The organism is Streptomyces vastus, from assembly GCF_039532825.1.
GTDB lineage: Bacteria > Actinomycetota > Actinomycetes > Streptomycetales > Streptomycetaceae > Streptomyces > Streptomyces vastus.
In genome coordinates this window covers 8,506-21,671 of sequence record NZ_BAAASJ010000115.1, presented here as the reverse complement: position 1 = coordinate 21,671, position 13,166 = coordinate 8,506, and the positions used below count along the sequence as shown (strand labels likewise).

Sequence of the window (13,166 nt, the reverse complement as noted above, 5' to 3'; positions counted from 1 at the left end):
AAGGCCAGTGTGGCGTGGGCCACTGACAATGCATCAGACCGCGATCCGGTCGTACGGGATCACCAGCGGGGGTCGGCACGGTGGCCGCCCATCTCTTCCAGCCGCTCAAGCAGCAGTCCAGGAGCGCACCGGCGCCGAACTCCACTGGCGGATCACCGCCGCCTGCTGAATCGCCCGCGAGCAAGGGCTGGTGTAGCCGCTCACCTAACCAAGATCATCCTGTATTCCCTTTCGGGCTTATCTCGGCGATCCCCCAGGAGGGCCGCCCGCCCTGGAGCTGCCGGTCGCCCTCGACATGCCGGGCAAGGTCGCCGACTACCTCCGCACCACCGAGCTGGAGGGCGCCGAGCGCGCCGCGCTCGACCAGGGGATGACCGTACGGCGCGGCCAGGGCTACACCCTGCGCGTCAGCGCCGTCCCCGCCGTACACCGCCGGCTTCTCGCCCGCTGCCAGCCGCTCGACGGCGGCCAGGGCCTTCCCGCAGTGCCGGCCCAGCACAAGGCCCGCCGCGAGTACGAGAACAGGGTCAGCGCACTCGCGCCCTGACCATGATTGTTCTCACCGATAACCGCTGTACCGATGTTCCCCGGGGCCGTACGCACCCCGGAAGAGCGCGGCGCCGGGACACATGGCGGTAGGCGTCGTCCGTCATGGGGCGGCGACGGGTACGTCAGGCTGTGAGATGCCGGCTTTCTACTCCCAGGTAGCCTGCCGCCCATGACGCGTACACAGCGCACCGGAGCACAGCCGACCCCACAACGGGCCACGGACGAGGATGGCGTACGCCTGCCACGGCTGCGCTTCAAGGACGTCGTGGTGCGAGGAGCAGTGCAGGGGATCGCCGCCGTCGCCCTGCTCTTTGTGGGCACACTCTTCGTCGCCGACCATCATGACCGCGAGACGTTCCTTGCCGTGGTGGCAGGGTTCTCCATGATCCTCGCCGGGATGGGGATCGTGGTCGGAGTCTGGTTCTGGACGGCGTGCTCGGGCGACATCAGACGCTTGCGGTACTGGCACACCATCACCAGCCAGTCCGAAAGCGCCACCATCGTGGCGCCGGTTTTCGTACGCGCGGGAGTCCTCGCCCTTGTGCTCTTCCCCGCCGCGCTCGGGCTCTACCACCTCGTCGACAACGCCGCGTACGACAGCTGGCTGTACGGGAGTTGAGCACCATTCCGTCGGTGATGGCGCGTCACCGTGACCGGAGACGCGCTGCACACCCAGCGCGAGCACGCCCGCTTCCTCGTCGACGTCAAGAACGCGCACTACGCCTTCACTGTGAAGCGGAACCAGAAGAACCTCTACGAGCAGATGCGGGCCCTGCCCTGGGAGCACGCGACGGCGAAGTTCTACGACCGCACTACGGGCCACGGACGTAAGGAGACCAGGGTTGTGCAGGCCCTGACCGTCACCGACCTCGGCGTCGACTTCCCTCACGCCGCCCAGGTCGCCAAGGTCGTACGCCACCGCACCGACACCAAGACCGGCAAGCAGAGCCGGGAAACGGTCTACGTGATCACTGACCTGACCAGCCGTCAGGCGTCGCCCGAACGGATCGCAATGATCTTGACGGCGCACTGGTGATCGAAAACAGGCTCCACTTCGTCCGGGACACCGCCTTCCGCGAGGACGCCTCCAAGATCGGCACCGGCCACAGCCCGGAGAACGTGGCCACCCTCCGCAGCTTCGCCATCAACCAACTCCGCGACGCCGGCCACACCAACATCGCCGCCGGACTCCGCACCACAGCCCTCCGCCCCTACGAGCGGCCACTGGCCCTCCTCGGCCTCAACTGACCTGCGCCGACGCGCGATCAAAAGACTTTGCAATCGCCCTGGGTCTGGATTCGGTGCTCGGGTGTGGTGAAGCGGTGTTGGACAGTCAGCCGCGCCGCAGCAGGAACCAGACACGCTCGACCGCGTTGGGGTCGGGCGCGCAGGACGGCAGATGGTAGGCGGTGAGGCAATCTCGGCCAGCGACGAACTTCCGCATCCAGTAGGAATCGTTTGATCTCCGCGCTGATGATTTCTTTCCGGGGCAGCGACCAGAGGACGGTCTCGGATCCCGGAACCTTCTCACCGCCGCCCCAAGCGAGGAACGACTGCCCCGTGCGGTGTCCTCGTACGATGTGATGCGCACGAGCCCATCGGGCTCGGCCAGTTCGATCTCGGTCACCGTTCCCCAGGACCGCCGGGAGGGGTCGAGCTGCCAGGGCAGCGTACGAGCCGTCTGGCATTCGATGAGGCGAAATGAGTGGACGCCGATGGCAGCGCGGCGGTGGGTCCTACACAGAAGCATCAGCACGAAGACGCCGGAACCGCTGCGGCGGAACCTTGGACGTCGTCGCCGGGGACGGGCCGGGTGAAGCGATAGCACTGGTCGACTGCTTTCTCCGAGCTGGAGACGAGGATGGTGACGATCACCGTGTCTCCCCTGCGCACCACGCTTTTGACGTCGTAGGAACGCAGCCGTCCGGTGGGATCGAGGGCCTTCTGCACTCCGGCTCGCGTCAAGTCCTCGGCGTACATGCCCGAGATGCGTGTCCGTGTGAGCCGCACCAGACCGGAGAGCTCGGTGCCCGGACGGCACACTTCGTCGTCCCTCTCGGAAACTCTCGATGTCCATGCCTGGCCGGGGCGGTGGGTGTAGGTGAAGACGAAACACCGGGTCACCTTGATGGGCCCGCCACCGGGGACGACGACCTTGTTGTCATACAGGGCGGATTTCGCGGCCGTGGCGGTGAACTCGCGGCGGGACGCGTCGTAGGTGATCACGGGAGCTTCTGTGTGCCGCCAGATCACCTCGGTGAGGGCGTCGGCGTCGGTGGCGCCGCTCGTGTCGAGTGCGCGGGCCGTGTCGTCCGCTGCGTCACGGGCCAGCTCCCGGATCGACGCGAGTGTCCTCGCCCTGCGCTCACTGTTGACGTTCCCGTCATGCCAGTGCCGGTACCACAGCCAGGAGACGAGGACGCCGAGAACGCTGATCAGCGCGATCAGGAAGGTCAGGCAGCCGGTGGTCACGAGACGGTTCGCCTGCCCCGTGACCACCGCGCTGCCGGTTTCGTCAGTTTCCACTAACTGCCCTTGTACCCCATGTCAGCCAATGCCTGGTCCATGACTCGGGCGTAGCCCGTTGTACCGGCATTCTTCGGGTGGAACGACTCGAGGCTGGCACAGACATTCTGCCCGGGCCAGGGCAGGCAGGGAGCCTGGTTGGCCGGGTCCCCGTCGTGGAAGTCACCGTCCCCGTTCGGCCCCGCCACGATGCGGTTGATCCACTCGTCGCCGTCACAGATTCCGTGTCCCCGGAACGCGGGAATCGGATCGGCGAAGGCTACCTTGCGCCCCGCCTTGCGCAGTTCCTCCACCTTGGCCTTCTGCTTGTCCCGTACGTATTCGGCCAACTGATTCAGGGCTTGGTTCCCGGCTGTCACGCACACCTCGTCATTGACCAGGCGAGGGTAGCCCATGAGGACGATCTGCGCGTTCGGCGCGGCGGCCGCGATCTGGCCAATGACTGTCCCGGTGTCCTCGACCGCCTGGTCGACCTTGCCCGTGTAGTCGGCCGCGTCGCACACCCCGAGGATGACGTAGCAGTTCGTGACGGCGTTGGTGAAGTTGTCCCCGTCGTTTCCGCCGATGGTCAGCATGACCAGTGTGGTGTCCGGGCTGAGGACACCGGAGTCGATCGGGCTCTTCTCGCGGTAGTTGCCGATCTTCCCCCATGGTGTGGGGTTGCCGGTGGTCAGCTGCCAGGTGTGCGCGCCGGAGCAACTGACGTCCAGGAAGTCGGCGGTGGCGCTCCTGTTGTCCGACAGTTTGCCGAGGCTGGTGCTCTGACCGGGCAACAGGACCTTGCGCGGCCAGGAGTTGTCGCTGCGGCGGCAGGCGTTCCAGGTGCTCTTCCCGTGGCCCCTGTTGGACTCGGGTGAGTAGGCACCGGCACCTTCACCGGAGGTGTAGGAGTCGCCCATGGCGACGACCATGTGCTTCGGTTTGCCCGCCAGTGGCTGGAAGGCGACGGCGTCCCAGGCGACGTCCTCGTCCGCGGTGCCGTCGGCGGTAGTGTTCGTCAGCTCCACCCGCGGGGTGCCGGTGAAGCGGTAGACGCCGAGTTCGACCCAGGTGTTCTTACTGAAGCGAGTGTTGACATAGCGGTGACGGTCACCGCCCGCGACTCCCTTGATCACATAGTGGGCCTGCTGGGTGTGCGCCCCGGTGTCCGGCATGTGAGCGAAGACGCGGGCCCATTCGACGCTGCGGCCGAGGGTCCAGGTGCCGTCGATGGTCATCCGGCCGCCGGGGCCGCCGAGATGAGCGGTGTCACGGGTGTGCGTGTACCAGAAGTGGCCACCGTGCCCACCGCCGATCTGGTGCAGGTCTCCCTTGGCCTCGAACGGGCCCAGACCCGGCCCGGTGGCCGCCGGGTTGGGATGGAACGTGAACTGGAAGTTCCCGGCATCAGTGCCCGACGATCCGCAGGAACTGTAGGTGTCGACATTGTCCGGGATCGACTCCACGATCAGCGCCCCCGCGGGGGCGGCGCCGCACTCCGGCGTGCCGTACTTCAGCCGAGTGCCGCGGCCCGGTTCCTCACGCAGTGTGACGTACTTGATGCTCTCGTTGCCGCAGTCGGCGTCGCAGTTCGGCTTCCACGTCACGTTCGATCCGCGCCACCAGTATTTCTCGTAGCACTTGGCGTCGGGACAGTCCGGCGGGCTGGCGGAGTTGCAGTTGTTGGTGGCGTTGCAGAACGCGTCCAGTGGCGGCTTGACCCGGTCGCGCTGCCCCGGGTTGATCCACCAGGCGGGCCGGAAACCGGCGCTGGAGAACCCGGACTCGCCGGGCCAGTCCTGCCGCCCGTCGGAGCCGTAGGAGTAGCCGGTGTCCATGGACCAGGCGGACCAGCCCATCACCTTTTCCTGGTACGGCCAGTTCTGGGGCTTCGCGGCGTCACGCGGGTTGGACATGAACGGGTGCCGTGAGGCCGGGTAGGACGGGTTCGCGGGGTTGTTGTACCAACCCAGGCCCCACGGCTTGCCGTCGCCCTTGTTCTCGTTGAAGCCGAGGTTGTAGTTCCACAGCGCGGCGAACCAGTTCTCCGGCTTCGACGGGTCGTCGTTGTTGACGGTGATGGTCTGCCCCGCGGTGTGCACCTGGTTCCACTTGTCCGCGAGGATGTACATCGACGCGGCGATGTTGACCGCGTAGTCCAGAGCGACGGCCTTCTGCTTCGCCGGAGACAGAGAGGTCTCGCCGGGCTTCTCGAGGCCGGCGAGGCGCATACCGTCGGTGACCTGACCGACGCCGTAGCCGCAGTCCGACTGGTGCCAGTTGATCCTCCAGTACGCCTCGGACGTCTCCCCCTTGTGCCCGTAGAAGCCCGCGATCGCCGCCTGCGGGTTGCCCATCTGGCCGGGGATGGCGCCGCCTTCGGCCTGCCACAGGTTGGACTCCTGGGCGAGTACGCCCAGCAGCACCTGGGCGGGGATGCGCCCGCCGCCCTTCAGAGCGGGGGCCGGGAACAGCCCTTGCGGGTCGACGGTGCCCAGGCCTGAGCGCCAGCCGCCCTGCTTGATCCACCTGGAGCGCAGCTCGCCGCGGATCGCCATATTGACGGCCCACTCGACCTGGTTGGGAGTCGGCTGCAGCGCGAGCGCCTTGACGTCGTTACGCGGGATGGAGCACCAGCGGTCCGTGTCGACCGGATTGTTCGGGTCGGCCGCCTGCGCGGCCCGCCCGCTCTTGCCGGCCGCGCCCAGGGCGGGCGAGAAGGACTCCTTGCCCGTGCCGCTGGTCGTATCGGCGACCGTCTGGGTGATCTTCTTGCCGGTCGCGGACGCGACACTGGTCACGGTCGGCGGCACCGGATCCCCGTCGGTTGGGTCCTGGGACGTGCGCGCCCGCGACGAGGGTTCGGCCTTGGCGAAACCCTTCCCCGCGTTCCCGATCCGGTCCAGGCCCGCACGCACGCCGGGCATGAGCACGGGGTCGACGGCCAGTCGGCCGTGGCTGGACACATCCGTATCCGCCGGAACGTCCAGGCGGGCCACCGCCGTACCCGTGAGCTTCGCGTCCGTGGTGTCGCCGGTGAGGAAGGCCCGGCCCCCGGTGCCCTGTTCGAGGGCCAGGTCTCCGAACTTCCCCGAGGCGAGCGTCGACGGCGTGCCCCCGCCCTTCCACAGCTTGGCGCGAGCCGTGTCGCCACTGCGGTCGAGGAAGGCGATCCCCTTGCTGGTGGGGCGGATGTCGAACGGCACACTGTCCGCGGCAGCCAGCTTCCGGAGGTTCTTGTCCGCGGGGTCGACGTGGACCAGGTGGCGGCCGTGGGCGGCGACGAGGCCGTCCTTCACGGGGACGGCCGAGGTCACCTGCCCGGTGACAGTGGTGTCGGTAGTCGTCCTGCCGCTGGTGTCGACCGTGAGGAGCCGGGTCTTGCTGTCGCGGGACGCGGTGAACGCCGCCGTGCGCGTCTCGGGGTTGCACGACGGGTCGAAGTAGGCCAGCGAGCCGGTGAACGGCAGCTTCGTGACCCGGCCGGACTTCAGGTCGACGACCGCGGTGAATGCCCCGCCCTGCATCAGGTCCGGCTTGTTCGTGAACGTACGCGGCGCGTACACGACCGCAGCGTGATCACGGTCCATGACGCAGGAGTTACCGATCCACGTGTCCGCCGGCATGCCGGGCTCCGCCAGCGAGGCGACGGTCCGCCACCGGTAGGCGTCCTCGCTGTCCGCCACAAGGACCTTGACGCCGCCGCTGTCCGCCGCGGTGGTCACGGCCCGGTCCGCCGATGTCTTCCAGCCCTTCCCGAGCCTCTTACCGGGATCCGGCACACGCGTCGGCGGATCAGACGAAGGACTGCCGGACGGCTTCGGATCGGGAGGGCTGGTGTCGGCGAACGCCGGCGCGGCTTGTATGAGCCCGGTCAGGACCGCGGTGACCGCAAGGCCCGCGATCCCGGCACGGGCCGGTCTACGAACTCTCAACTGCTCTCCTCCAATGGGAGTTTTCGGGCATGGACGAGAAACCGACGCCCCCTTGAGGGAGACAGGGAACTGCGACGGTCGACTGTGGTTATGTCCTCCCGGCCCTCAAGACCGGGACTTCCTGGCTGGAAACCAGGTGAGAGATTGGTTATTGGTGGAGGCGTCGGCGAGGACCGCCCGCGCCCTCTCCGCTATGAAGATCGAGCCCGGCGGTGGCGCAGCTCTGCCTCTAAGGCCGAGCCGGAGAGGAGCCTCCGCACGACACGAGGGTTGATGCGATCGATGGGGGGGATGGGACCGCTCCCGAAGAGAAGGCAAACAGGCCACTCGCACGCGTCGATGGCGGTGCGGTCCCTGACGCAGAGTGCGGTTTCTGCGTCAGGGACCGAGTCAGCGACCGTTGTTCTGCTCTGTCGGAAGATCAGCCAGGCTGTCTTCGGGCTGCTTCCGAGCAGCAACGCGTGCAACTCCTACACTGTCGCGGTGATCCGGCCGACGATGGTCCTCAGGCTCCGCTACGCGGAACAGCATCGGCTCGGTGCGATGCGCGGCGGGCTTGATGGCCCAAATGGCTCAGGCCGCAGCGCCGAAACCTTCGGCAGGCTTCAACCTCGGGTCTGCTCGAAGCTCACCAGCGTGGCTGCAGGATCATCCGGAACAGGCCGCTCGTCCTGGTCGATAAGCAGCCCGGCCTCGCGGCCCGTATCCCCTGGCAGAACGTGCGGGAAGTCCCGCCTCATCTGCACCTCATAGCCGGACGGGCCCGTCACCCGCACGGTGATGGAGAATGACGCAGGCTCTTTCGACGTGTTGGCCACATGGATCGCGGTGTAGACGCCCAACTCGTTCGCTGTCAGCCGGACCGCGATGTCGCCGAACGCGTACACCTTGGTATCCCCGGCCATGGACGGCTCCGCGGCCGGAGTGGTCGCCACAGGGGGAGACGGCATAAGGAGCGTCGCAGATGGCTCCAGGGAGCGGGACGGCGTGGCCTGTGCGGGCGTCTGATCGGATACAGAGCCACCGCTCTCGGACGGTGGAACCGTGAGGAGAGGCGGCGAGGCGGTATTGGCCTGTGAACTGCTGCATCCTGAGAGAATCAGGGACGCCACCGTGAGAACGACGGCAACTGCCGTCGCATGGCGCGCTCTCACTAGTTGCACGCCCCGACCGTGTGGACGCGGTCGACGACGACCCTGCCGTTCGAGCCCTTCATGTAGGAGTAGACCGTCCCGCAGTAGCCCCGGTTCTGATACACGGGGCCCGCGTAGGTGCTGTAGTTGCCGAAGTCTTGCTTGGGTGCGTCGGCGGTGTAGTTGGAGCTCAGGCGTACGCCCATTGACCGAGTGGCTCCGGTGTCGTTGAAGAACACGCCGCAGATCGGCTTGTCGTTGTACGAGGATCCGGTGGTCCTTCCGTTGGTCCATGTGTAGGTGGTGCCGTAAGTTCCCTCGCGCCACGCGCCGGTGGAGATGGTGTAGCCGGTTCCGCACACGTTCGCGGCTGCTGCTGCAGCACCCACGTCGGCTCTGATGATCTGTCTGGTCTCGGCAGATGCCTCCTTGTCCACCTTGACACCGCTGATGGTGACGATCTCGATCGCCTCAGCGGGCTTCGAACCTGGATCCTCCGCCCCTGCCGCCGAAGCTGACGGCGCAGCGGCGAGTAGAGCGGCGAGCGCCGCGGATATGGTGGCCGCTGCGCAGGCGGTCTTGGTTAAACGCATGATCTGCCTCTTTCGACGTGGTGAGATTGGGAGGAGCGACCGGCTAGTCAGTCAGGTGTCTGCTGGACGTTGAGGGCGCGGGCGCCTTGGAACATGGCCGGTGTCACGCGCCGCGGACCTGCCCGGCCAAGACGGATCCGGCCACGGCGAGCGCTGTTGGCGCGAGTGCTACCAAGTTGACCGCCAGGCGCGACTACCGAGTTCGGGCGAGCTTGGCGGCCTTGGCCGCCTGCGCCTGGTTCCCAGTACGGATGTCGTCCAGGGCGTCCTGATTCTTGGCGATGGCCGCCTGCTGGAGTTTCACCTCGGCACCGAACCAGACCTGGGCCACCGGATACTGGTCACGGCACGAGATGTCTGCCTTCGCCGTAGCGATCTCGTCCGGGGTGATGTTCTCGGGGTCCGTGAACTGCGGGTCTTCCTGTACATCTGGAGGCGTGGCGTAGGCGTAGCCCTTGTCCTTCATGCAGGCCGACCACTTGGCGAACACGTCCACGACCGCGGGATCCGTCAAGGACGCCTCATAGCCTTCGATGTCGATCTGCTCGACCAGCGGATTCCTCTGCGCGGCGGTCACATTCGTGTCGGCTTCTTGAGCGCACTGGCGCACCTGGTCCTCGTCGGCACCTGACTCGTCGACCGCCCCCTCGGTCATCGCATCGGTGTAGGCCTTCATCAACTCCGGGTCGCGGTGATAACCGTACTTGGCGGCCTGCTCAGCGTCGGAAATTCCGTAGCGCCCGTCCGTGAAGCTCGCACCGTCGATATTGGGAAGGTCGGGGGCAGGCTTCCAGCCGTCGAAGCCCGCTTTGCTCATACACGCATCCATCACGTCGTCCCGAACGTTCGTGATGGTCCGTGCGGCGGACGGGGCCGGCATGTAGGCCTCGATGGGCAGCCGCCAGGTGGCTGGATCATCCGGGTCCCCAACCGTCGCCTTGGCCGGCGCCAGCGGGGCCGGCTTCCCGTCAGCGGCCTTCGCCTCGCTGTCAGGTGAGTCGTTGCCAGGCATGGCGATCACAGCCACGGTGCACACGGCCGCAGCAGCCGCCAATGGCAGCACGACCTTGAGAGAGTTCCCCTTGCGATTCACTGCAGTGTCTCCTTCCGCTCGCAGGCCTACGGCGCGATCCAGGCAAACGACGCGTTCTCGTTGTAGACCGTCGTGAACCTAGAGATGTGCTGATACGCACCCATCGTCTGATAGGGCTTCTTGTAGCCGCTGTAGTAATAGACCCGCGCCATGTACTTGGAGTGGGTGTTCTCTCCGGAGGCCGCGTTGTTCTTGATGTTCTGGCCCGAGCCGGGCCAAGGCGCGCTTGCTCCAAATCTGCAGAACTTCAGCGGATGAGCGCCCCCGTCGCCGGGGCGCAGCGCGTTGAAGTCGTACACGCTGTAGCCGATGTTGCGGTGCGAGCCATTTTGTCCCGAGTTGTACCAAAGGTGCATCTTGAACTTGGACGCCTCCCAGTTCTCCTGACAGGCCGCCATTTCAAGGAGATTCCGACCGGCAGCGTCTTCGGACGTGATGGCATGAGCCGGAGTACTCAACCCCACTCCGAGCACCCCCGCCGCCAAGAACGTCATCAGGGTGTTCCTCTTGCGCATCCCGCTCCCCCCTCTGGAGCGCACCGCTGAGTAGCCACTACGCCACTCCGCTCGCGCCCCCTCAGTGAACGGCGCTTGAGCAGCCACGCGGACCGCGCGCCGGACCAGACCATATGCAGAACAAGCGTTCGATGGGTACGCAGCGATCACCGTTGGCTACTTCTCGTTAGCGACTGCGGCGTCAGGCTGGTGCGAAAAAACCGCGGGTAACCTGTGGGGATTCTGTGACCGTTGTTTTGCGGCTTGGCGAACTTCAGGACCGGAATGGCCGATTCTCGGTACATGATGGGCCGGGTTCAGGAGGGTGGCTGGAGTGATGTGCGACAGCTGCAGGACCGGGCACAGTCGGCCGACCGTGTCGCTCCGTCCGGGACTTCCAGGTCCAGGCCACCCGCATGATGATGTTGAGGCGGGACCCTGGCGGTACACCGTTTGATCATCTTTGGGTTCTGTGGCAGTGCCGAAGACTCGTCCTGGTCCAACCCCGTGAAAGCTTCCTGGCTTGGGCTGTGGAAAACCGACGACGGCTGAGCGCGGGAAACGGCCCACTCACGCATGCATATGGGGTGTCTGACCAGTTCACTTCCGTCGCTGCCAGGCTGGTTCTGGACGGCGTGCTCGGGCGACATCAGACGCTGGCGCGACTGGCGCACGATCACCGGCCAGACCGAAGGCGTCACCATCATGGCGCCGGTTCTCGTGCGGGCAGGAGTCCTCGCCCTTGTACTCTTCACCGGCGCGCTCGGGCTCTACCACCTGGTCGACAACGCCGCGTATGACAGCTGGCTGTACGGGAGTTGAGCAGCGTCACATCGGCGACGTCGACGCCAGCCTTGACGACGTCAACGACGAGGAACTCGCCCGCCTGCGCCCTGTCGATCGGGACGACGACGAACAGCCGGCCGCCCCTGCTCCCGTTGCGAAGGCGACCTCCTGCTGCACTGGCACTGCCCGCTGGTGACTGCTGTGTGTGGATGGAGCGCTGCCCAGCCTGCGACACGCACCGCCCCGAAGCCCGCGCCTTCATCCACCGGCAGCGCGATCCCACCGCCGTGACCGCCCTGCACGGACTCAATACCCGCGACGACGCCGCAGCCGCAACGTTCAGCGCGCCCCTGCTCCCCGCATCACCCACGCGTGCTGCCCGACCGGACTGCGGACACGCTTAAAGCCGCAGCTCACTGCCCCTGCGTGCTCATCGCGCGGCGTGGCCGGCCCGATGGCGTTTGCCCCGTCGCATCCGGTGTCGTATCCGCCGTCGCTTCCGCGTGCGCGCTTGGATACGACACCCCGACCGGCCCGTCGGCGCAGGCCAGGGGCCCTGCGAGCCACCGGCGGGCGAGCGCGACTGTATATCGGTGCAGCAATGCATCCCGATCTACTGACAGCCGGCGCCCAGCCCTACACATCCCGCGCTGATGCCCGCGCCCCGGCCACACCCCAATTCATCCTGTGTGACTCTTCCATTTCACCAACTCGGCTTCCAGCCAGCCCTGTACAGCCCTGGCCCAGGAGCAGCTCAAGTCCCCACGCGTGCGCAGCACGGCGGCGCCCAGGCGTAGCCGAGGGTGCCGCCGTGCCGGGTGCCGCCGTGCCGGGTGCCGCCGTGCCGGGTGCCGCCGTGCCGGGTGCCGCCGTGCCGGGTGCCGCCGTGCCGGGTGCCGCCGTGCCGGGTGCCGCGCATTCGCGCGTGTACTCGAATCGACGGGGGTGCCGGCGTGTGTGGGCGCCTGGGAATCGGTCGTGTGGGCCGCCGCACACGACGCCTTGCGTCGTGCCTCCGGGAATTACCCTGAATTCGCGTCGTGAATTCACGAGAATTCCAGCATTATCAAGCCGGAATGTGGCTTCAGGTGGGGTGCGGGTCGAGCTATATTTGAATTGTTCCCGGGAGGGCCGGGAATGTAAAACCCGCCAATGGGGTCCGCCCGAAAACGGATGACGGGTGGAGTGTGCCCAAAAAGAGCGTCCGCCTCTGAATTCGGAATGCGGCAACGCCTCGGTTAATCAGTGAAAGGGCCTGAGTGATGACCAGTACCGCCACACCCGCCTCCCCGCCTCCCGGCCCCGCGCCGCAGCCGACCGCCCCGGCGGCGCCCCCGAGTTCACCGCCCGGCGCGGGCGCGAAGGCGCGTCCGGGGGAACTGCGCGCGAGGATCGCGCAGGTTCTGGCGGCGCACGCGGGCGCACAGTTCAGTGTCACGGAGCTGGCGAGAATGCTCGGGCACTCGGGCGGGGCGGTCGGCAACGCGTGCGAGACGCTGGTGTGCCGGGGCGAGGCGGAACTGGTCGGCTCCAAACCCCGTATGTACCAGGCGACTTCGACCACGGCCGCCGCCGCGCAGCGTGCCGTACCGGGCCAGCCCACGCCGGGCGGCCCGCCCCGGGTGCCGCGACCGGCCGCCCCGCAGGCTCCTGCGGCCGGGCCACCTGGCGGGCGGCCGGTGCCGATCACCCGGCCGAACGGGCAGCAGTATCACCCGAGGGCGCTGGCGCAGCTGCCGGATGTGGAGGCGTTGCGGCGGCTGCGCGAGGCGGGTGTGGCGGTGTTGCTGTACGGGCCGCCGGGCACCGGGAAGACCTCGCTGATCGAGGCGGCCTTCCCGGACCTGATCACGGTCGCCGGGGACGGGGACACCACGGTCGGCGACTTGATCGGCGAGTACACCCAGGACGCGAACGGCGGCTACGAGTTCATCTACGGGCCACTCGTGACCGCCATGACCGAAGGCCGCGCCCTCCTCCTGGACGACGCCACGCTGATCTCCCCGAAGGTGCTGGCCGCCCTGTACCCGGCCATGGACGGGCGCAGGCAGATCCAGGTCAAGGCGCACAAAGGCGAG

13 protein-coding genes are annotated in these 13,166 nt (G+C 67.2%); 6 read left to right on the top strand and 7 right to left on the bottom strand.

What is annotated here, in order from left to right; all coding sequences use genetic code 11:
* Positions 1-295 precede the first annotated feature (295 nt).
* The 4 genes from ABD357_RS36360 (at position 296) to ABD357_RS36345 (ending at position 1,797) form a co-directional block, all read left to right on the top strand.
* Positions 296-547: a hypothetical protein gene (locus tag ABD357_RS36360; protein WP_344395553.1), complete on the top strand. Its 252-nt coding sequence runs from the start codon at positions 296-298 to the stop codon at positions 545-547.
* A gap of 171 nt (positions 548-718) precedes the next feature.
* Positions 719-1,168 (top strand): DUF6336 family protein, encoded by a 450-nt coding sequence (locus ABD357_RS36355; protein WP_344395552.1) that lies wholly within the window; start codon positions 719-721, stop codon positions 1,166-1,168.
* A 30-nt stretch (positions 1,169-1,198) separates the two neighbouring features.
* A complete protein-coding gene (locus tag ABD357_RS36350) occupies positions 1,199-1,585 on the top strand; it encodes a hypothetical protein (protein WP_344395550.1) in 387 nt (128 codons plus the stop codon).
* Positions 1,582-1,797 (top strand): hypothetical protein, encoded by a 216-nt coding sequence (locus ABD357_RS36345; RefSeq protein WP_344395549.1) that lies wholly within the window; start codon positions 1,582-1,584, stop codon positions 1,795-1,797. The genes ABD357_RS36350 and ABD357_RS36345 overlap by 4 nt, the downstream gene beginning before the upstream one ends.
* A gap of 501 nt (positions 1,798-2,298) precedes the next feature.
* Here the strand turns inward: ABD357_RS36345 and ABD357_RS36340 are convergent.
* From ABD357_RS36340 to ABD357_RS36315, 6 genes are all read right to left on the bottom strand, one after another.
* The gene (locus ABD357_RS36340; protein ID WP_344395548.1) at positions 2,299-3,075 is read right to left on the bottom strand and encodes a hypothetical protein; all 777 of its coding nucleotides are present in this window, start codon (positions 3,073-3,075) and stop codon (positions 2,299-2,301) included.
* Positions 3,075-6,989 carry a hypothetical protein gene (locus ABD357_RS36335; protein WP_344395547.1) on the bottom strand — a complete coding sequence of 1,305 codons (3,915 nt, stop codon included), beginning with the start codon at positions 6,987-6,989 and terminating at the stop codon, positions 3,075-3,077. The genes ABD357_RS36340 and ABD357_RS36335 overlap by 1 nt, the downstream gene beginning before the upstream one ends.
* A gap of 605 nt (positions 6,990-7,594) precedes the next feature.
* Positions 7,595-7,894, bottom strand: coding sequence for a hypothetical protein (locus ABD357_RS36330; RefSeq protein ID WP_344395546.1), 300 nt, complete (start codon positions 7,892-7,894; stop codon positions 7,595-7,597).
* A 248-nt stretch (positions 7,895-8,142) separates the two neighbouring features.
* Entirely contained in the window at positions 8,143-8,715 is a 573-nt protein-coding gene (locus ABD357_RS36325; protein WP_344395544.1) for a hypothetical protein, read from the bottom strand.
* 193 nt (positions 8,716-8,908) lie between these two features.
* Positions 8,909-9,808, bottom strand: coding sequence for a hypothetical protein (locus ABD357_RS36320; RefSeq protein ID WP_344395543.1), 900 nt, complete (start codon positions 9,806-9,808; stop codon positions 8,909-8,911).
* A 26-nt stretch (positions 9,809-9,834) separates the two neighbouring features.
* Positions 9,835-10,323 carry a hypothetical protein gene (locus ABD357_RS36315; RefSeq protein ID WP_344395542.1) on the bottom strand — a complete coding sequence of 163 codons (489 nt, stop codon included), beginning with the start codon at positions 10,321-10,323 and terminating at the stop codon, positions 9,835-9,837.
* A 561-nt stretch (positions 10,324-10,884) separates the two neighbouring features.
* Between ABD357_RS36315 and ABD357_RS36310 the strand changes: the two genes are divergently transcribed.
* Positions 10,885-11,124 carry a DUF6336 family protein gene (locus ABD357_RS36310; RefSeq protein WP_344395541.1) on the top strand — a complete coding sequence of 80 codons (240 nt, stop codon included), beginning with the start codon at positions 10,885-10,887 and terminating at the stop codon, positions 11,122-11,124.
* A 718-nt stretch (positions 11,125-11,842) separates the two neighbouring features.
* Here ABD357_RS36310 and ABD357_RS36305 read toward each other — a convergent pair.
* Positions 11,843-12,007 carry a hypothetical protein gene (locus ABD357_RS36305; RefSeq protein ID WP_344395540.1) on the bottom strand — a complete coding sequence of 55 codons (165 nt, stop codon included), beginning with the start codon at positions 12,005-12,007 and terminating at the stop codon, positions 11,843-11,845.
* A 472-nt stretch (positions 12,008-12,479) separates the two neighbouring features.
* On the opposite strand from ABD357_RS36305, the gene ABD357_RS36300 reads away from it, so the two are divergent.
* Positions 12,480-13,166: AAA family ATPase (locus ABD357_RS36300; RefSeq protein WP_425585174.1), on the top strand; the 687-nt coding region annotated here is incomplete at its 3' end.

Excerpts from the sequence above, each read along its gene's own strand:
- ABD357_RS36360 (WP_344395553.1), top strand. The coding sequence starts at position 296 with ATGCCGGGCAAGGTCGCCGACTACCTCCGCACCACCGAGCTGGAGGGC.
- ABD357_RS36355 (WP_344395552.1), top strand. The coding sequence starts at position 719 with ATGACGCGTACACAGCGCACCGGAGCACAGCCGACCCCACAACGGGCC.
- ABD357_RS36330 (WP_344395546.1), bottom strand. The coding sequence starts at position 7,894 with ATGGCCGGGGATACCAAGGTGTACGCGTTCGGCGACATCGCGGTCCGG.
- ABD357_RS36325 (WP_344395544.1), bottom strand. The coding sequence starts at position 8,715 with ATGCGTTTAACCAAGACCGCCTGCGCAGCGGCCACCATATCCGCGGCG.
- ABD357_RS36315 (WP_344395542.1), bottom strand. The coding sequence starts at position 10,323 with ATGCGCAAGAGGAACACCCTGATGACGTTCTTGGCGGCGGGGGTGCTC.
- ABD357_RS36310 (WP_344395541.1), top strand. The coding sequence starts at position 10,885 with ATGGGGTGTCTGACCAGTTCACTTCCGTCGCTGCCAGGCTGGTTCTGG.
- ABD357_RS36305 (WP_344395540.1), bottom strand. The coding sequence starts at position 12,007 with ATGCGCGGCACCCGGCACGGCGGCACCCGGCACGGCGGCACCCGGCAC.